This is a genomic window from Microcoleus sp. w2-18bC1 (genome assembly GCF_036700365.1).
GTDB lineage: Bacteria > Cyanobacteriota > Cyanobacteriia > Cyanobacteriales > Microcoleaceae > Microcoleus.
The window spans coordinates 23,179-43,516 of the sequence record NZ_JAUBOS010000004.1; the positions used below are offsets into that span (position 1 = coordinate 23,179).

A 20,338-nucleotide genomic window follows, 5' to 3' on the forward strand; every position below is an offset into this window, starting at 1 on the left:
TTTTTTTTACTGAAATAGTTGATTGATTGGAACTAAATCCATCGGTGATATTTTATCGATTGGCAGACCCCAATCCAAAGCGACTCTACACCAAAGTAGAGTGGCCAGAACCACTACAAACAGCCCTGTTAATTGAATATCCTGCCAAAAACAAGTTAGTCCTTCTTTCCACAAACCGTAGTTAGTTACTGCATAGGTAGGAAGGTCACCGAGAGCTACAGCAATCACGGCACCTAAATTACCTTTTAAGTAGTATCCCAGCGGTATACTTATACATAGATTCAGAAAAGTCAGCAGATTGCCTATAGCTGGGTACTGAGACTTTCCTACGGCTAACAGACAAGAACCCATGATATTGTGGAGGGTGGTGTGCCAGATACCTAACGCCAAAATTGGCATCATCCAAGATGCAGCCTCATACTCTTTCCGATACAGTGTTAAAATTAACTGATCTCCAAAGATTACAAAAATTGCTAAACCTACGGCTAATGGTATTAGAATTAGATTGCGGTTCTTGAGTATCTTCGCGCGCAACTCCTCCCGCGGCAACTCTGCCAGCATAGAAATCGATGGAAAAATTACCCGACCGCTAATGGCGATGATGACTTGGCGCGGCATATCCCCCAGGGTAAAAGCGATGCCGTAAATGCCCAACATTGTTAAAGTAAATATTTTCCCTAGGATCAGTCGATCGGCTTGAGAACACAAGAAAAACAAAGCCGTAGACAAAAATATCCATTTTCCATAAGAAAATATTTCTTTAGCTGCTTCTTTATCCCAAGCAAAGCGGTTTGACTTGCCTGGAATCAAAAAATGGCTCCATACTAACTCCATGAAAGCTCCAGTAAAGCCACCGACGATAATCGCCCAGATGCTGCGATCGAACCATGCCCAGACAATCATCACTGTTGTAGAAACAATCTGTATGCCCAACTCAAAAATTACTACTTTCTTCACTGCCATTTTGCGTTCTAGGCTGGCTGTTGAAGTAGATTTAAACCCTCCGAGTAAGGAATTTATACCTATGATTGGAATCAACCACAGAAGACGGGGCTCTTCATAAAAACTCGCAACGGGCTGGGTAATTATAAGCAAACCAATCCAAATGAACAAGCTGCGAATAACTTGCAGTGTCCAAGCGGTGTTGAGAAATTGAGGATCTTCCCCCCGTTTGTTCTGGATGATACTTGGGCCCAAGCCTATGTCTGTAAATAAGTTGATCCCTGTTATAAAAACGTAGGTTAGACCTACTAGACCAAATAATTCGGGTAAAAGCAGGCGCGTCAGGATTAAGTTACTGCCAAATCGGATAATTTGACTGCTTGCATAACTGGCGATCGTCCAGGCAGCACCTTTGATAGCTAATTTTTTTTCTGATGACATATACTCAGAATTTATTTTCTAATTACGAGTGTAGTTGCTGAATTTGTTATTTGCAACTCCTAAAGGAGGATGCTGCCACTTTTTTAGCTGACTTTACCGTATCTTGATCTGTATACGGAGATTGGGTCTGGACTTTCCATTTCGCAATCAAGGTAAAATTTCATCTGATACTTACTCAACATCTAATAATCATAAGGGTTTTTGGGTGCGGGAATTGGTTTGAGGGAGGATGCTTGAATGATTAATTTGCGCTTGCCTTGGAGTTCTTCTACGATCGTTTCTCCTTCTATTTCTAGCCAAGTGTCTGGGGCAAAGGTGGTGCGGCTTTGACCAATCAGTAATTTTACTGGCAAGCCGATCGGATAGGCGTCTGCCGCGCAGCAGGTAATGATAAAACGCCCAATCCACATATATTGTTCTGTTAGGTTAGGGGGGTGAATTACAAATCCTTGAACTTTGACTTTTTGACCTCTGTATGTATCCGGTTCGGGGTTGAAATTTAACAGCCGCACCCATTCGACGAGCGATCGCTGTTCGGGTTTTGTAGTATTGCGAAATTCTTGGGGTTGCAGTCTGGTGATGGGCAGGGATTCGGTGAGGCCTCGTTCTAATGCTGTCTGGCTGGTAAAGGTGCGTGGCGTTGTTAGTAAACCTATTAATGCGATGCCCAACATTAAGGTGCTGCCGATACTGGGGGGAAACAAAGTAACGTGTTCAACTTCTGTGATTCTGAGAGAGTTATTTGCTGTTGATGTCCGCGATTGCTGGGTAGTGCGAGCGAGTTTTAAGAGTTCCCAAGTTTTTAAACCGCCAATAACCAATAAGCCGATTCCTCCTGCTAGAGTCAAGCCAAAGTAATTGGGGTGAATGAGAATGCTTAATTGGCCGGTGATCCAATATTTGAGGAGCAATATTCCCCAGCCTAAGATAGCTAGGGCGTCTAGCCAGGGGCTAATTTTTTTAAGATTCATTTTTTAAAAGTGATGGGGAAGGAAGAAGGAATAGGGAAGATGGCAAATGAAAAACACCTATCCGTATATTCGTGACTTCCGTATCTGCGAGCAAGGTAATTGAAAATCGCCAAGCGAAAATGGTATTAGTTGTCTGTTTGAGCTAACTTATTAACCTAAATGCAAGTTGACAGCGAGGGTCATTAAAAAGGTTAACTGAGCTGCCAAGACAATTAAGTAAACTACGGCTCTACCTTTAAAAATTGACAGCATTAAACCGATACCTTTGAGGTCAATCATCGGGCCGAAAACGAGAAAGGCTAACAGCGAACCGCTGGTAAATGTGGAAGCAAAAGACAGGGCAAAAAAGGCATCCACTGTAGAACAAATCGATACGACTGCCGCTAATAGCAGCATGGCTATAATCGAGGAAACGGGGCCTTGGCCGAGGTTGAGAATTAGTTCGCGGGGGGCGCCAACTTGAATGATGGCTGCGATCGCACTTCCGATTACCAACACTCCTCCCAATTCGCGCAACTCCTGTACCATAGTCTCTAAAAGCAGGCGCAGACGCTGTTTAGAAACCCGGTGAAACATTGAGGAACGTTTCGAGGTTTTTTCTGTTTTGCCTGTTTTTAATGGCTTCCAGTCGTCTTGTAGCAAAGATTCGATCGGCACCACCCCCCCCGGCTGACCGAGCATAAAAGTTCCCGACTGCAACAGCAGCGGAGTGTTAGCTTGGACAACTTCTTTTTCGGAAAACTCTGGTTTTGGCAAGGGGATTGCGCGGGCTACAGAGGGTTGCAGCAGAGGCCGCAAGTCTTTTTGGCCGCTGAACACCCAGCCGATAATTGTGGCTATAGACAGAGAAAATACCACCCGGAAAACTACAATTTCTGGCTGATCGCGAAATGCCGTCCAAGTAGCCCAAATTACCACGGGGTTGATGGTGGGGGCCGCCAGCAAAAAGCCGATCGCCGCTGGTGCGGGTACTCCCTGCATCAGTAACCTGCGGGCTACGGGCACGTTACCGCACTCGCACACGGGAAACAAAAAGCCGATTAAACTGCCCATCAAAGCCGCCAGCAGCGGGTTTTGTGGGATGCGCGATACGAGTTTGCGTTCGTCTACAAATCCCAGCAGCAAACCTGAAAATAAAACTCCCAGCAGCAGAAAAGGTATTGCTTCTACTAACAAGCTGAGAAACAGGGTGAAAGCATTATTTAACTGATTTGTCAGGGCGGGTTGCATCGATCACCTACTGGTAGATTGCTATTTAGCTATACGTCTTTGGTAGAACTCCTTGTATATCATACCAAAGCATAGCACTAAGTTAAGATCGAGTTAATTGTTTTTGGTCTTTTTTTTGCTATAATTTGTAGACCTGCTAATTTGATCAATGCTAAGATATGGAATGATTCCGACTGCTTAAAGCCGTTTAAATTTGACTGGATTTTTATTCATATCCGCCTCGTACAGCCAATCAATAATTAACTAAGCCAACCGTCGTGGATTTGATGGATATTTCGGTTAACAATAATTGATTTTAGAACAAATGCCAAGGCAGATTTTGCAGATTCCGGGCAAGGCTAACTGTTTTATATAACGATCGCTAAAAAATATGTTTGTAGCGATGACTTTAGTTTTCACTACAAACCTATAAGGGACGCACTGGCAGGTGTGCCGCTAGCTGGTCGTTACGGGGGGTTTCGAGTACCGGATCGGGGAGATGGGAGGACATAGCCTCAGATGCCCTAGCTTGCAAGGCGTCCCGCCATCGCGATTGCAAGCTAAAACTCAGGGACGCGATCGCCCTAGCTTTGTGCTTTTAACTTGTTTCAGGCTGTTGTATCGCCGGGGCGATCGGGCAATTCCCATTTTCTTCTATTATCAATCAATTATATTTCTTAGCCTAATAATTTATTAACAAAAGGTTAAGACGATTAATTAAGATTAATGAATAGTTAAATAGTCCAAACAAGCGTTAATACTGCTCAAGCCAGTATAAAATAAAGTCAGGTATAATTACCAGGGCGCATTTATCTCGGTGATCCTCAATCTTGCCTAATACTTTAAGTGGTAAAATTTTCCTTGCTACAGTCAGTTTTTTGTGTAATTTAAAATGCAGTTTGCCAGGGCGATGCCGGTCAAAGCACTCAGCAACTCACCTGTTGACCTTTGGTAGCTGAATGTCTACTGGCAAATAGAACCCAAAAAAGCGTGCTGATAAATTTATGTTGAATACCTCCTGCGTAGAAAGACCCGTCCAACCCATCTCTCAGGCTGACCTAGGAGAACTTTGTTTAGACTCTACTCTCCACCAATTGTCGCTTTACGATTTTCAGGTAGAAGCTACGGATTGGGGAATGCGAATTTCTCAGATGCTAGAAGCTAATCCGCTGTTACCGGGAGTCATTGTCACCCATCAAGGTGAATTTGCCGGTATGATTTCCCGGCGGAGATTTTTAGAATTTATCAGCCGTCCTTTTGGGCGAGAATTATTTTTAAAGCGCCCTGTGAGGGCTTTGTACCGCTTTGCCGAAACTGAGAGTTTAATTTTTCCCAGCAATACTTTAATCGTGGATGCAGCCAGGAAGTCGCTGTTGCGATCGAAAGAATTGCTTTACGAACCGATTGTGGTTCAATTGTCACCTCAAACTTATAGTTTGCTAGACGTGCACGAACTCTTAGTAGCGCAATCCAATATTCACGAACTAGCGACAAAATTGCTGAGGCAGCAAACTGAATCTCAATTAATTCAAACCGAAAAACTAGCGAGTTTGGGACAGATGGTAGCTGGAGTCGCCCACGAAATTAGAAATCCCGTCACCTGCATCAGCGGAAATCTCGGCTTTTTGTCCAACTACTCGAAAGACATCATGGATTTGCTGTCTGCTTACGAAGACATTGTGGGTGAAAGCGAAAAAATTAGCGAACTCAAAAAACACATAGAATTTGATTTTTTACAAGAAGATTGGGTGGAAATTCTCAAAAGTATGAAAGTTTCATCGCAGAGGCTGACCGAACTCGTCACCAGCCTGCACACCTTTTCTCACATGGACGAAACCCACTTGAAGCAAGCTAACATCCACGAATGTATTGACAGTACCCTGCTAATTATGAAAAACCGTCTGAAGTACGGATTTAAGGTAGTTAAAAACTATGGTGATTTGCCTTTGGTCAAGTGTTACTCTGGCCAGTTGAGCCAGGTATTTATGAATATCATCAGCAATGCGATCGACGCTTTGGAAGAGGTAAAAGCAGAAAAAGATTTTATGCCTGTGATTACTATTGAAACCGAGGTAATAGACAGTTCTGACGGAGACTGCGTGAATTCGGAATTAATTCAAAATTATGTTATGGGCGATCGGCAAAATGTCAAACAGCTATCATCCGCCAGCCAAAACGGCGATTTCTGCCCAGAAACAGCGGAAAAAAATCAAAATAACGCTTGGATAGCCATCCGAATTGCCGATAACGGGCCGGGAATTCCGCCAGAAATTCAGCGGCGGATTTTTGAGACATTTTTCACCACTAAACCCGCCGGGAAAGGTACTGGTTTGGGGTTGGCAATCACCCATCAAATTGTTACGGAAAAGCATAAAGGCAAGTTAAATTTGCATTCTACGCCCGGTACAGGTACTGAATTTGAAATTTTGTTACCATGGATTTGAAGCACTAACTCATATCAAATCTCTCTTCTCTTTATCTGCGTGAATCAGCGTCCATCCCTTGTCATCTGCGGTTCAAAAGTTCTCTTTTTTTTACCGCAGATGAGGGCAGATTAACACAGATTAACGCAGATGAATTAGATCAATTCCGGTTGCAGCATCCGTGATTATTGACTAATGACTGCTGACTACTGACTCTTTTTAAGCTCTTAGCTGCACAGGCATCACCAAGAATGTAGCATTGACTCCGCCTAATGGCTGAAAAATTACGGGGGCTAAGGCACCGTTTAATTGCAGTTGAATTTCGGGGGATTGAGCAGTTTTCAAAATGTCAATTAAGTATTTCACGTTGAAAGCAATATCTATGCTATCTCCCGAAATCTGTGCGGGCATTGACTCTTTGCCACAGCCGACATCTTTAGCATCTACAGACAAAGTAATTTCCTGATTCTCCTCGTCGATGCTGCATTTGAGAATATTGTTTTTTTGGTCGGCAAAAACGGCTATTCTTTCTACTGCTGCTAAGAACGATCGCCTTTCTAAGGTAATTTGCCGCTCAAAAGACGGCGGAATCAACTGCCGGTATGCGGGATATTGCCCTTCCAAGGTGCGGGTGGTCAGCCGCTGATCTGCCCATTCAAACACTACTTGACCGTGTTCAAAATGCAGGGTGACAGGTTCAGTCCACTGCCGCATCACCAGCATTCTTTCTACTTCGCGCAATGCTTTAGCGGGGACTGTCACCTCAAATTCTTCTTGGGTTTCTTCGCCTTCAGGTTTTTCATTGGCAGTTTGAACTACTGCCAATCTGTGACCGTCTGTAGCTGCAAATTCCAGGCAATCTTGCAATACCTTTAAATGCACGCCTGCAAGTACCTGTTTTGCCTCGTCGGGGCTAGTAGCAAATAAAGTTCCTTTGAGTCCTTCTATCAAGGCTTCCGGTGGCAATTTGAGGATTGTTCCGCCTTCTATTGCAGGCAATTCTGGGAATTCTTCCGGGCCCATGCCTCTAACTTGGTAGCTGCCAGAACTGCAAGTGAGATATGCTACGGTGTCCCCTGCTTCGTCTTCTAAAGTAATCTCTCCATCTGGGAGTCTCGAAACAATATCGTTGAGTAATTTAGCGGGTATGGTAAAACTGCCGCCGCCTGTTACTTCTGCTGCGAAGCTGGTGCGAATGCCCAAACTGAGATCGAAAGCTGTCAAGCTAACCCGCTGATTTTCCTCATCCGCTACTAAGAGCACGTTGGCTAGTACCGGATGTGTCGGGCGGGAGGGAACGGCCCGACTTACCAACGAGAGGTTGGCGTTGAGGTCACTTTGGGTGCAAACCAATTTCATTGTAGGAAGGTTAATTAACCGGATTTGAAACAGAAACAAATGGTATCACAGAAAGCCGGCGGGTCGGTTTTTCTGTGTGTAGGGCTTAAGCATGGAGCTAGAAACCGGGTTTCTAGGCAAAATTTTGTCTGTAAAAACGAGAAATCTTCGTAGAAACCGGGTTTCTGAAGTCAGCGCGCGTCGCGAACTATGTGTGTAGGGTGTGTAGGGATCACCAGTTTTTTTTAATTTATTGAATTATTTTTGTGTCAATCGCCCTGTGGAAACTGTGGAAAAAAAAGCTAACTGCTTGCTGGGAAAGACTTGTAGGTAATAAATACTTGTGGAAAACTTGTGGAAAAGCTGTTGCGGTCGATCGCCCGCCCATTTTTGTGCAAAAACTGTTTTGGGCGATCGAGTAAAGTTTTCCACAAACGGAGGGCAACTTTTCCACAGGTTTTTCCACAGGCAAGATTGTCTATTATGGGGCATTGGGATTTGGGAATGGGAATTGTTGACTGTTGACTGTTGACTGTTGACTGTTGACTGTTGACGGCGTTGAGTGATAACAACTGACAACTGACAACTGACAACTGACAACTGAGTCATTGATGTGACAACTGACAACTGTCAACCGACAACTGTCAACAGACAACTGACTTCAAATTAACTTTTGCGGCTGACAGCGTTAATTCGATCGCTCAACTGACGCAAAGTTTGAGCCAAATTCGGGTCAGTGTTCCGCAACTGAGCAATTTTGTCGCAACTGTAAAGCACAGTCGTGTGATCTTTGCCGCCAAACACTTCGCCAACTTTCGGCAAACTCAAACCAGTATGCTGCCGAATTAAATACATCCCTATTTGACGGGCGAGACTAATTTCTCGCCTGCGGGAAATGCCTTTCAAATCTTCAACAGAAACATCAAACGCCTCGGCCACAACTGCAATTACTGCATCGGGAGTCGCCTCTACGCTTTCAGTTTGCGGGTTCAAAACCGGGGTGATATTCTCCACGGTCATCGGCAAACCGGTAATTGAAAGATATGCTACCGCCCGAATCAAAGCTCCTTCCAATTCCCGAACGTTGGAATTGTAACTAGAAGCAATGTATTCAATCACATCTCGCGGCAGCCGCATATTTTCATACTCAGATTTTTTCTGCAAAATTGCCATCCGAGTTTCCAAGTCTGGCAATTGAATGTCGGCAATTAATCCCATAGAAAATCGGGAACATAAACGCTCTTGCAGGCGGGGGATTTGCTGTGGCGGACGGTCGGAAGCTAAAACTACTTGGTTTCCCGATTCGTGCAAAGTATTAAAAGTGTGAAAAAATTCTTCTTGAGTGTATTCTTTTCCTTCAATAAATTGGATATCATCTATTAATAAAACATCGGCTGCCCGATAATGGTCGCGGAAAGTTTGCATACTGTCTTTGCGAATGGCGGCGATTAAATCGTTAGTAAATTTCTCAGTAGAAACGTAAAAAATCTTGGCGTTGGGGTCAATTTCCAAGCGATAATGACCGATCGCCTGCATCAAATGAGTTTTGCCCAAACCGACGCCACCGCACAAAAATAGGGGATTGAATTCTCGGCCCGGAGACTCGGCTACCGCGAGGGAAGCCGCGTGAGCCATGCGGTTGTTGGAACCGACGACAAAGCGGGAAAATAGGTATTTCGGGTTTAAATTGGCGGGTTTGGGGGGGTGAAGCGAGTGGGTTTCCGGGATATCGGCGATGGGGGATGGCCAAATTATGGCCGAGTCGCTGCTGCCGCCTGTTTCGTTTCCCCCGGCAATTGTCAAGTAAATGTCTACGGGATAGCCGAGAATTTCTGCGACTGCATCGGCAAGGATTTCTCTGTAATATTTTTGCAACCAATTGCGAGCAAAGGGGTTGGGGGCGCTGACAATCAAACAGTTATTTTCGAGTTGTTCGGCCCTAGCAGTTTTGATCCACGTCTCAAAGCTAGGTCTGCTAAGTTGTACCTGGAGACGTTCAAGTATCTGATTCCACAGACTTTCGAGGGGAATGTCCACTGCTCACCTCTGCCGATCGGCATTCAAGATATTTAATTCTACAGTCTAGAGAGTTTAGCTATGAAACCGCCGGAATCCCACGCGCGATACCTGTAATCAGATTGGTGTTGGGTTCGCTCCGGCGGGTCAACCTAGGTACGGAGTTGACCAATTAATTCTCGTAATCACTAATTAATTTATCAACAAACTCTCTCAAACGTTCTTGCCAGTCAGGAACAGCCTTAAGTTTTTCTTTTTGTCCTTCATAGCCTTTGAATCCGATTGTTTCCTTGTCTAAAGGACGGTTCAACCGTTTCCTTGCCCCTAGTTTGTGATTTTTTTGAAAAGGCATTGACAGCCCCCAGTATACAGGTTAACTTATATATAGCACTTAGTGTACAGTCAGATAGATGAGAACGGCATATCAGTATAAACTACGCCCTACAAAGTTACAAGCCATTGAGATCGACAGATGGTTGTCGATGCTATGCGCTCAGTATAACTATTTGTTGGCCGATCGATTTAACTGGTATGAGCAAAACCGTTCTCCTGTTAATGCTTGTCCTCTGATTTGTTACCTGCCTGAACTGAGAGATAATCCCGATTACTACTCACAGAAGAGAAATTTACCTCAGCTCAAAAAATCTCATCCCTGGTATGCCAAGATTTATTCTCAAGTTCTCCAAGATGTAGTGAAAAGAGTCAAGATAACTTTTGATAGTTTTCTGAAAGGTGATAGCAATGGAAAACGTAGCGGTAGACCTCGATTTAAATCACGCAGTCGTTACCGCACGTTTACTTATCCTCAGATCAAAGGCGAGTGCTTGCAAGACAACCTTATTAACTTACCGATGTTCGGGAAGGTTAAGGTTATTTTGCATCGCTCCATACCTGATGGCTTTAAGATCAAAACTGTTTCGATCACCAAAAAAGCTGATGGATACTACGTAACTCTCAGCTTGGAATATCTAACAGTTCCTACAATCAAACCAGATTTTGATCCAAACAAAATTACTGGCATTGATGTTGGTTTGAAGGAATTCTTGACGACATCAGAGGGGGAAACGGTTACTATTCCTCAACCTTATCGCAAAGCCCAAAAACGCCTACGGGTTATTCAAAAGCGAGTTGCACGACGTAAAAAGGGAAGTAACCGTAGACAGAAAGCAATTAAACAACTGGGGTGTCAACACAAGAAAGTTGCAGATAAACGTAAAGATTTTCATTTCAAAACTGCTAAGAATTTATTGAATAAATATGATGTTATTGCAGTTGAAGACTTGAATGTTAAAGGACTTGCTCGTACAAGATTAGCTAAATCCGTGCTGGATGCTGGGTGGTCAAGCTTTCTGTCGATACTAACAAATAAAGCCGTAAATGCTGGTTTGTTGGTAGTCCCAGTAAGTGCCCATAACACTTCACAAGATTGCTCTAATTGCGGCGAGAAAGTACCTAAAAAGGTGCATAAAAGATGGCACGATTGCCCTCATTGCGGGTGTAGTCTAGATCGCGATCAAAATGCAGCTATCAATATAAAAAACAGAGCGGTAGGGCATTCCGTTCTTAAAGCTCAGTTAACGTCCGAAGCAATAGCTGGAGTCGCTGAGAAGCCGACATCAATGGTGACAGCTTGTGATTGATGTGGGAGTATGTCACTCCTCAGATGCTAAAGTTTAAGGGAGTCTGCCGATCGCCAAAATTTTTGCCGCTCTGCAGCCCAAACCAGGTATCGGGGAGCGGCTCAGCAAATATTTAGATTTGGCAGGAAAGCCTTAAAACATGGCCATGAAGAGTTCTACTGGCAAATTTTGGAAGCAACCGGCAATTTACATATTGCTGCTGGTAACGGGAGCCGGGGCCGCCATGTTGGGCGATCGTCTGACGGTTTCTCAATTTCGTGGAAATTCTGGCGATTCGGGACAAAGGGCGCTGGAACCGAAATTGCAACTGCCTCCTAATACAAAGAATCAAGCTAGCAAAGTCTTGCCGCCGGCTTCCTTGTCCGGCGACGGGACTAATGTGAATTTTATTGTGGCTGCGGTGGCAAAAGTTGGCCCGGCAGTGGTTCGGATCGATGCTTCGCGCCGGGTGAAACCGGGAAATAGAGGGCTGTCGCCGGAAGATTTTTTGGGTATAGAACCGAATTCGGGCGGCCGGGGCGGGATCGAACGGGGCACTGGTTCGGGTTTTGTCATCGGTGCCGACGGCTTGATTCTCACTAACGCTCACGTTGTAGAGGGAGCCGATACCGTAAATGTAACTCTCAAGGACGGCCGCAGCTTTCAGGGGCGGGTGTTGGGGGCGGATAAGGTGACGGATGTGGCTGTGGTGAAGATTGAAGCCAATAATGTGCCTGTGGTGGCGATCGGCAATTCGGATAAGCTGTTGCCTGGGGAATGGGCGATCGCGATCGGCAATCCTTTGGGTTTGGACAATTCCGTAACTGCGGGAATTATTAGCGCTACGGGGCGATCGAGCTCAGAGGTGGGCGTACCCGACAAGCGGATCGGTTTTATTCAAACAGACGCTGCAATTAATCCGGGGAATTCCGGCGGCCCGCTGCTGAATGCTTCGGGCCAAGTTATTGGCATGAATACGGCGATTATTCAAGGTGCTCAAGGATTGGGGTTTGCGATTCCCATTCAGGCGGCGCAACAGGTGGCGAAGGAACTGATTTCGACGGGTAAAGTCGAACACGCTTATTTGGGTATTGAAATGGCGACGCTGACTCCCGATGTTAAGGAGCAAATTAACAGCAATGCTACCAGCAGTCTGCGAGTTGCAGTCGATCGGGGTGTGGCTATTGTTAGTGTAGTTCCTAATTCTCCCGCAGCAGCATCAGGCTTGCGGGCTGGAGATGTGATTCAAAAGATTAACAATCAGCCGATTATTCAGTCGGAAGCTGTTCAGGAGTTCGTGCAAAATGCTAAGGTTGGCGGGCTGTTGCAAATGGAAATCAACCGCAACGGGCAAATAGTTAATTTGAGTGTTAAACCGGGGAGTTTGCCGGTTCAAAAAGTTGGATAAGAAGGAAGTTCGGCAACGGATTATGTAACGGATGTAACGGATGTAACGGATGTCAAGAAGGACATCAGAAGGAAGAAAAAAATGGCTATTTGTCAGTAGTTAACCACTAACCAATAACGACTAACCAATAACTATGGCAGAGATATTACAAATTTCTCAATTAGGAAATCCTGTACTGCGCCGCCCGTCGCAAGTTGTCGAGAATATTAAGGACGATCGCATTCAACAATTGATTGACAGCTTAATCTGTACAGTACAGCAGGCAAACGGAGTTGGGATTGCCGCCCCTCAAGCCGCTCAGTCCGATCGCCTGTTCATCGTCGCATCCCGTCCCAATTTACGGTATCCCCAAGCACCCCACATGGAACCCACAGCGATGATTAATCCCCGGATTGTGGCTGCATCAACAGAGACAGTCAAAGACTGGGAAGGCTGTTTGAGCATTCCGGGGATTCGAGGGTTGGTGCCGAGAAGTAGGGCGATCGAGATAGAATACACCAGTAGAGACGGCAAACTCCACCGACAAGAATTGACAGACTTTGTGGCCCGAATTTTTCAACACGAACACGACCATTTAGATGGAATCGTGTTTTTAGACAGAGTGGAAAATACCCACGAACTAATCACAGAGGACGAGTACCAAAAGCAAATTGTCAACTTACTATAACACTTGATATAATTGCTAGTAGTAACACCAGTGATGTTGTGAATAGGAGGGCGAATGTCTATCAATTTGGAAAAAGGCGGGAGAATCAATCTCTCTAAAGAAGCACCGGGGCTAAAAAATGCCGGGATTGGTTTGGGATGGGATACCAATGCTACAGATACCGGCACAGCGTTTGACTTAGATGCTTCCGTGTTTATGTTGGGGGCTACGGGCAAAATTCCCGGCGAAAAATACTTTGTTTTCTACAACAACAAGGAGTCGCCGGACACTTCTGTAATACATCTGGGAGATAGCAGAACTGGAGAAGGATTTGGCGATGATGAAACCGTTACAGTCGATTTAAGCAAAGTCGATCCGGCGGTGCAAGAAATTGTGTTTGTGGTAACTATCCACGAAGCAGAATCGAGAAGGCAAAACTTCGGTCAAGTGCGGAATGCTTTTATCAGGATTTACGACACTACTACTAACACAGAGGTAATGAAGTACGATTTAGACGAGGATTTTTCTCGGGAGACAGCGGTAGAGTTTGGCAGACTTTACAAGAAAGACGGCGAGTGGAGGTTTCAAGCTGTAGGAGAAGGCTACAATTCCGGCTTGCAAAGCTTTGTAGATAAGTATGCCGCATAAAAAGGCGATCGCTCCCAGCTAAATAAATCGAGGGGAAATTCGGAAGCAGGAATGTTTCCCTCGATTTTAAGCAATCAGACTCATGAGGTGATAAACCAGATGGGAATTCAATTAAAGAAGGGCGAAAGATTTAATCTTTCTAAAACATCTCCAAGTTTAACAAAAGTTGCGATCGCCCTGGGGTGGGAAATAGCAACTGAACTAAACTTACCGAACTCAAACCCGCAAAGCTGCGATATCGATGCCTCTGTTTTTGCATTAGGTGCGGACGGCAAGATTCCCGATGGAAGATACTTTGTATTTTACAATAACTCGCAGTCGCCGGACGGAGCGATCGCCCATTCGGGAGATAATCAAACTGGTCAAACTCAAGGGGATGACGAGACAATTGATGTAGACTTGGAAAAAGTAACGGCTGCTGTTGAAGAAATGGTTTTTGTGGTCACGATTCACGACGCACAAGCTAAACATCAAAATTTCAGCCAAATCAGAAATGCTTTTATCCGATTGTACGATCGCCAAACAGGCAGCGAACTAGCGCGGTATGATTTAACCGAAGCTTTTTCTGAAGAAACCGCGATCGAGTTTGGACGGTTGTATAAAAAAGATGCAGCTTGGAGATTTCAGGCCGTAGGGCAAGGATATAAAGCAGGGTTGCAGAGTTTTGTTGATAAGTATCATTCTGAGATTCAACAGCAAGAAAAACCAGCACAACGTACAGTAGAATTGCCTAAATTACCAGTTATTGAAGATAGCCACAAAAGTCAGAAAGCTATAGCGTTAGACAAAAAGCTTGAGGAGAAAGCGCCGCACATTTTTAATCTCGCGAAGAAAGCCGATATCTCGCTCAAGAAAGCAAATCTCACAAATCACAATGCTCAAGTAGCGCTTTGCCTCGATATTTCTGCTTCTATGTCTTCCCTATACCGTTCAGGAAAAATTCAGCGTTTGGCAGAGAAGATTTTGGCTTTGGGGTGTCGGTTGGATGACAACGGATCAATCGACATATTTCTGTTTGGAGTCAACCCCCACAATCCCGGTGAAATGTCGATCGACAATTTCTCAAACTTCATCCACAATATACTGCAACCGTATCCTTTAGAAGGAGGTACTTACTACGGTAAAGTAATGAAAGAAATTAGAAATTTCTATTTTCCTGACGCTCGCGGTAGCAGGCGCTACGCAGCTATTAAAGCCGATCGACCTGTATACGTGATGTTTGTCACGGATGGAGCCACTGCTGACGAATCGGAAACCAAGCAGCAGCTACAATGGTCGTCTTACGAGCCGATATTTTGGCAGTTTATGGCGATCGGCAAGTCGCAGAAAGATGTCAAAAGTAAGGGAGCTCGCGGGTGGTTAGCAAGAGCCGTAGCGAGCGATTTTAGCTTTTTAGAACAGCTTGACGAAATGGGCGATCGCTACCTAGACAACGCCGATTTCTTCAGTTTAGAAGACCCAGAACATATTGCCGATGAGGAATTATACGATTTGTTGACAGCCGAATATCCACATTGGGTAAAATCAGCACGAATCAAAAATCTCTTACCCTAGAAACAGCTTTTGCAGCCAAACAAAATGCTAGCTTAGGGCAATCATTCAACTTCACCATAAACCTTACAAAATCTCAAAACTATGGCTATCAACTTGACAAAAGGGCAATCGATCGTTCTCAGCAAAAGCGAATACGACTTATCCAGATTGACAATGGGTTTGGGCTGGGATGTTGCCCAAGCTAAAAAAGGTCTTTTCGGTCGAAGCAGCGGTGCCAATTTTGATTTAGATTCCTACGCTATGCTGCTGGGAGAAAATGGCAAAATAAAGAACTACAAAGAGGATGTAATTTATTACTCTCATTTGGAGTCAAAGGACAAAACAGTTGTTCACTCAGGCGACAATCTCACGGGGGCTGGAGACGGAGACGACGAACAAATAGTGGTGAAACTGAGTTCTTTGCCAGCCGAATATAACAAAATTATTTTGGGCGTAAATATTTACGATGGAAAAGAGAGAAAACAGCATTTCGGCCTGGTACAAAATGCTTTCGTGAGGGCTGTAGATGCCGCCGGGAAAGAAATAGCTCGCTATCGCTTGTCAAATGACCCATCTTATGAAGGAAAATTAAATATGTTGATGGGAGAAGTCTATCGAGAAGGCGGCGAGTGGAAGTTTAAGGCTTTGGGAAATCCTTTGGCTGAAGATATGAACGGTGTTGTCGGTTCATTTATGCGGTGATCTTAAAAATGTTGTTTTAACCGCAGGTAAACGCAGATAAACGCAGATGAAATTCCATCTGCGTTTATCTGTGTTAATCCGCTGATATCTGCGGTTAAAAAATCCCCATGTACTTATTAGACATCTGCAAAAAACCTACTCCAATCAATCTTTGACCGGCCGCATTGTCGGGAACATGACGGCATCTCGGATGCTTTGAGTATTAGTTAAAAGCATCACCAATCTGTCTACACCGATACCCATTCCGGCACAGTTAGGCATTCCCAAAGATAGCGCTTGGATAAAATCTTCATCCATTGGATGCGCTTCGTCATCGCCGGCATTTTTCTGTGCTAACTGTTCCTCAAACCGCTTTCTTTGTTCTTTCGGATCGTTCAATTCTGAAAATCCGTTCGAGTATTCTGTACCGTTGATAAACAGCTCGAAACGTTCTACAAATCCCGGCTTGCTGCGATGTCCTTTTGCTAAGGGACTGACTTCAACAGGGTAGTCGATGATGAATGTAGGTTGAATGAGTTTGGGAACAACTAATTTGTCAAAAACTGCATAGAGCACGTAGCCTAAACTCTGTTGTTCTAACTTAGACAGGTGCAATTCTAACTTGGTTGCAGAGTCGATCGCACTTTCCAAGTCCAAACTGTCAAAATCCAGCCCAAACTCGTCTCTGACAGCTTCTACCATCGTTTTCACTTGCCAGTGTTTGCCGCTGAAACCGGGATATTTTTCGCTGTAGTCGAACTTGCGTTCTAAACTAATGGTTTCCCCCTGATTTTCAATTTCTTTGACATCCCCAAATACCGCCGCCGCTGCGAAACATATCACGTCTTCGACAACTCCTAAAATATCGAAAACATCAGCATAAGCTTGGTAAACTTCCAAAGATGTAAACTCTGGATTGTGCGTGCTGTCAATGCCCTCATTTCTAAATGCTTTCCCTAGTTCAAATACTCGCTCGAAACCGCCGCAAATGGCTCTTTTTAAGAATAATTCTGGAGCCACTCGCAAATACAAATCTACTTCCAAAGCATTGTGGTGAGTGATGAATGGCTTAGCAGCAGCACCGCCGTAAATAGCTTGCAGTGTCGGGGTTTCTATTTCGTAAAAATCGGCTTGCCAGAGATAGGAACGGATGCTTTGAACGATGCGGCTTCGCAGCATAAAACGGTTGAGCGCATCTTGGTTGCTTGCCAAATCCATTTCGCGGTGACGGCGGCAAACTTCGGGGTCGTTAATTCCATAATAAGAATCGGGAAATTGAATAGTAGCTTTTGATAAAAGCTTTAATTCCCTCACTAAAATAGAAAGTTCTCCCCTGGGGGTGCGGCAGCCGATACCTTCGACGCCGACAAAATCGCCGACATCGAGCAATTTTTTAATTTGTTCAAAGCTCAAACCGACTTCGCCGGTGACAATTGCTTTCTCGATTTTGAGTTGAATTTTGTCTGTGGCGTCTTTTAAATCGATGAAACCAATTTTGCCGCTGTCTCGCTTGGAAGTGATGCGGCCGGCTAATCGCAGGGAAATTTCTTCGGGGTCACTTTCTCCGTTTTGGAGTTCTTTTCCCGGCTGACTAAATATTTCGCGAACTTGTTGGGCTGTGTGCGATCGCGCGTAGGATTCACTGGGATACGGTTCTATGCCTTGCGATCGCAGTTCGTCTACTTTTTGACTGCGGACTTCGGCTTCACTGAGAGTCATTAGTTATTGCCTGATTAAAATTACAAATATCTGACATCTTGCACTATTCTGGCGATCGTGCGATCGGGCGTTGCTCAAAACAACGCCCTACAAGAAAATTCACTCTTTGTGGAACAGGCATCTTGCCTGTTCGCGATCGAGCTGCAAAATGTCAGAAACACCAAACTCTATCATAACTGGTCAACATAGACCAATTTGTCAGATAATCCAGACACACTGGCGATCGACAGATGCAGAAGGTCAGTAAGGTTTTAATCCTGACGGAAGTCTTCTATCCTCTCCATCCCTCCTACTCCCTCTCCCCAACAGTCAACAGTCAACAGACAACAGACAACTATTGTTATCGACTGCACAAAGCGACCGAAACATTAAAAAATTAAGTTGTCTGTCGATCGCAACAGGTGAGATGATATGTAGTGCAGCCTCACGGCAGTTCCATAGAAACTGAACAGCAGAAACGCGAGCGATCGAACTCGGCTCATCGCACCTCTGTCAGAATCGACCACACACACTCTCTCTTAACATATAAAAACCAGAATTATGGCTGTTGCAACCCAATCACTCGAAGAACTCTGCATCAACTCTATCCGCTTTTTGGCCATCGATGCGGTAGAAAAAGCAAAATCAGGACACCCGGGACTGCCGATGGGCGCTGCCCCTATGGCTTTTGTGCTGTGGGATCGGTTCATGCGGTTCAACCCCAAAAACCCCAAGTGGTTTAATCGCGATCGCTTCGTCCTCTCCGCCGGCCACGGCTGTATGCTACAGTACGCCCTCATGTACTTGACCGGCTACGATAGCGTCACCCTCGACGACATCAAGCAATTTCGTCAGTGGGAATCCAAAACCCCCGGACACCCCGAAAACTTCGTCACCGAAGGCGTAGAAGTTACCACCGGCCCCCTCGGACAAGGAATTGCTAATGCCGTCGGTTTGGCAATGGCAGAAGCTCACCTCGCTGCTAAGTTTAACAAGCCCGACCATAAAATTGTTGACCACTACACCTATGTCATCATGGGTGACGGCTGCCACATGGAAGGCATTTCTGGCGAAGCTTGTTCTTTGGCCGGACACCTCGGACTCGGCAAATTAATTGCCTTGTACGATGACAATCACATTTCTATTGAAGGCGACACAAGCTTGGCCTTTACTGAAGATGTGGGCAAGCGTTTTGAAGCTTACAATTGGCACGTCATTACAGTAGACAATACCGCTCTAGACGAAGATACTAACCTAGAAGCAGTTCACAAAGCTATTGAAGAAGCCAAAAAAGTCACGGACAAACCGTCCATGATTAAAGTCCGCACAGTTATTGGTTACGGTTCTCCTAACAAGCGCAATTCTTACAGTTCTCACGGTGCTGCTTTGGGTACCGATGAAGTGAAAGCAACTCGTGATTTCTTGAAGTGGGAACACGCACCGTTTGAGATTCCTGATGATGCTTTGTCACACTTCCGCAAAGCAGTCGATCGCGGTGCTCAATCTGAGCAAGAATGGCAGAAAGCTTTTGATGCTTATAAAGCAGCATATCCTGCAGAAGCAGCAGAATATGAGCGCAGCGTTGCCGGCAAACTTCCTGAAGGTTGGGATAAAGTTTTGCCGACATACAAGGCAGAAGATAAAGCCGATTCGACTCGGAATCATTCTGGAAAATGTTTGAATGCTTTGGCAGGTGTGTTACCTGAACTGATCGGCGGTTCCGCTGACTTGGCATCTTCTAACATGACTTTGCTCAAGGGTGAAAAAGACTTCCAAAAAGGTCAGTACGAAGGACGTAACCTGCGCTTTGGTGTGCGGGAACACGCCATGGGTGCGATCGCGAACGGTATGGTACTGCACGGCGGTTTAATTCCTTACTGCGCTACTTTCTTGGTATTTGCTGACTATATGCGGGGAGCAATTCGCCTCTCTGCACTATCGGAAGCTGGAGTTATTTATGTAATGACTCACGACTCCGTAGCCTTGGGCGAAGACGGCCCCACTCACCAACCCGTGGAAACCATCGCTTCTCTGCGAGTAATTCCCGATTTGTTGGTAATGCGCCCTGCGGATGGTAATGAAACATCCGGCGCTTACAAAGTGGCAGTTGAAAGCCGCACCCGCCCAACTTTAATGGCTTTGTCGCGCCAAAACTTGCCTAACTTGGCTGGAAGCTCGATCGAAGGAACAGCCAAAGGCGCTTACATTTTGTCCGACGACGGTGGCACTCCCGACATCATTTTAATCGGCACCGGCGGCGAAACCTACCTCTGCGTTGATGCCGCTGAAAAATTGCGCGCTGCAGGCAATAAAGTGCGCGTAGTTTCGATGCCTTGCTGGGAATTGTTCGACTTACAAGATGCCTCTTACCGCGAATCTGTACTGCCGAAAGCTGTTACTAAGCGGTTGGCAGTTGAAGCAGGTTCTAGCTTCGGCTGGGGACGTTATTTGGGTTCTGAAGGCGATAGCCTCAGTATTGACAGATTCGGCGCTTCTGCACCGGGCCCCGTTGCTTTAGAAAAGTTTGGCTACACCGTTGATAATGTGGTAGCTAAGGCTCAGGCGCTGTTGGGTTAATAGCAGCAGCATAATTTTTGGTGGGGCGGGCTTCGAGCTCGCCCCATTTTTTATAGAAGAAGGAAGAAGAAAAAGGAAGAAGGAAGAAGGAAGAAGGAAGAAGGAAGAAGGAAGAAGGAAGAAGGAAGAAGGAAGAAGGAAAAGGAAGAAGGAAGAAGGAAGGAAAAGCTAAAATCTAAAATCTAAAA

The 20,338-nt window shown here is 45.2% G+C and carries 16 protein-coding genes; 8 read left to right on the plus strand and 8 right to left on the minus strand.

The genetic code is table 11. The annotated features are described in order from the left end of the window. Positions 1-6: 6 nt before the first annotated feature. The 3 genes from QT979_RS04080 to QT979_RS04090 all read right to left on the minus strand — a co-directional run bounded on the left by QT979_RS04080 (position 7) and on the right by QT979_RS04090 (position 3,584). A complete protein-coding gene (locus tag QT979_RS04080) occupies positions 7-1,383 on the minus strand; it encodes an oligosaccharide flippase family protein (protein WP_333213482.1) in 1,377 nt (458 codons plus the stop codon). Between the two features lie 182 nt (positions 1,384-1,565). Continuing rightward, positions 1,566-2,354: a TIGR03943 family putative permease subunit gene (locus tag QT979_RS04085; RefSeq protein WP_333213481.1), complete on the minus strand. Its 789-nt coding sequence runs from the start codon at positions 2,352-2,354 to the stop codon at positions 1,566-1,568. Positions 2,355-2,504: 150 nt separating this feature from the next. Further along, the gene (locus QT979_RS04090) at positions 2,505-3,584 is read right to left on the minus strand and encodes a permease (RefSeq protein WP_333213480.1); all 1,080 of its coding nucleotides are present in this window, start codon (positions 3,582-3,584) and stop codon (positions 2,505-2,507) included. Between the two features lie 983 nt (positions 3,585-4,567). Between QT979_RS04090 and QT979_RS04095 the strand changes: the two genes are divergently transcribed. Then, positions 4,568-6,007 carry an ATP-binding protein gene (locus QT979_RS04095; protein ID WP_333213479.1) on the plus strand — a complete coding sequence of 480 codons (1,440 nt, stop codon included), beginning with the start codon at positions 4,568-4,570 and terminating at the stop codon, positions 6,005-6,007. A 198-nt stretch (positions 6,008-6,205) separates the two neighbouring features. Here the strand turns inward: QT979_RS04095 and dnaN are convergent, their stop codons facing one another. The 4 genes from dnaN to QT979_RS04115 form a co-directional block, all read right to left on the minus strand. Then, on the minus strand, positions 6,206-7,345 hold the full coding sequence (gene dnaN, locus QT979_RS04100) for a DNA polymerase III subunit beta (protein WP_333081191.1): 1,140 nt from the start codon (positions 7,343-7,345) through the stop codon (positions 6,206-6,208). Positions 7,346-7,582: 237 nt separating this feature from the next. Continuing rightward, positions 7,583-7,933 (minus strand): hypothetical protein, encoded by a 351-nt coding sequence (locus tag QT979_RS04105; RefSeq protein ID WP_333308315.1) that lies wholly within the window; start codon positions 7,931-7,933, stop codon positions 7,583-7,585. 57 nt (positions 7,934-7,990) lie between these two features. Next, positions 7,991-9,361 carry a chromosomal replication initiator protein DnaA gene (gene dnaA / locus QT979_RS04110; protein WP_333208947.1) on the minus strand — a complete coding sequence of 457 codons (1,371 nt, stop codon included), beginning with the start codon at positions 9,359-9,361 and terminating at the stop codon, positions 7,991-7,993. Between the two features lie 151 nt (positions 9,362-9,512). After that, the gene (locus QT979_RS04115) at positions 9,513-9,692 is read right to left on the minus strand and encodes a hypothetical protein (protein ID WP_333308317.1); all 180 of its coding nucleotides are present in this window, start codon (positions 9,690-9,692) and stop codon (positions 9,513-9,515) included. A gap of 58 nt (positions 9,693-9,750) precedes the next feature. On the opposite strand from QT979_RS04115, the gene QT979_RS04120 reads away from it, so the two are divergent. From QT979_RS04120 to QT979_RS04145, 6 genes are all read left to right on the plus strand, one after another. Next, positions 9,751-10,980, plus strand: coding sequence for a transposase (locus QT979_RS04120; protein ID WP_333308319.1), 1,230 nt, complete (start codon positions 9,751-9,753; stop codon positions 10,978-10,980). 145 nt (positions 10,981-11,125) lie between these two features. After that, positions 11,126-12,367: an HhoA/HhoB/HtrA family serine endopeptidase gene (locus tag QT979_RS04125; RefSeq protein WP_333308321.1), complete on the plus strand. Its 1,242-nt coding sequence runs from the start codon at positions 11,126-11,128 to the stop codon at positions 12,365-12,367. A 133-nt stretch (positions 12,368-12,500) separates the two neighbouring features. Next, positions 12,501-13,034 carry a peptide deformylase gene (gene def, locus QT979_RS04130; protein WP_333308323.1) on the plus strand — a complete coding sequence of 178 codons (534 nt, stop codon included), beginning with the start codon at positions 12,501-12,503 and terminating at the stop codon, positions 13,032-13,034. 54 nt (positions 13,035-13,088) lie between these two features. Continuing rightward, a complete protein-coding gene (locus QT979_RS04135; RefSeq protein ID WP_333208952.1) occupies positions 13,089-13,661 on the plus strand; it encodes a TerD family protein in 573 nt (190 codons plus the stop codon). A gap of 99 nt (positions 13,662-13,760) precedes the next feature. After that, positions 13,761-15,215 (plus strand): TerD family protein, encoded by a 1,455-nt coding sequence (locus QT979_RS04140; protein WP_333229116.1) that lies wholly within the window; start codon positions 13,761-13,763, stop codon positions 15,213-15,215. An 81-nt stretch (positions 15,216-15,296) separates the two neighbouring features. Further along, on the plus strand, positions 15,297-15,896 hold the full coding sequence (locus tag QT979_RS04145) for a TerD family protein (RefSeq protein ID WP_333208955.1): 600 nt from the start codon (positions 15,297-15,299) through the stop codon (positions 15,894-15,896). 144 nt (positions 15,897-16,040) lie between these two features. Here the strand turns inward: QT979_RS04145 and lysS are convergent, their stop codons facing one another. Continuing rightward, positions 16,041-17,594 (minus strand): lysine--tRNA ligase, encoded by a 1,554-nt coding sequence (lysS, locus tag QT979_RS04150; protein ID WP_333229114.1) that lies wholly within the window; start codon positions 17,592-17,594, stop codon positions 16,041-16,043. A 540-nt stretch (positions 17,595-18,134) separates the two neighbouring features. On the opposite strand from lysS, the gene tkt reads away from it, so the two are divergent. Further along, the gene (tkt, locus tag QT979_RS04155) at positions 18,135-20,150 is read left to right on the plus strand and encodes a transketolase (protein ID WP_333208959.1); all 2,016 of its coding nucleotides are present in this window, start codon (positions 18,135-18,137) and stop codon (positions 20,148-20,150) included. The last annotated feature ends 188 nt before the right edge of the window (positions 20,151-20,338 follow it).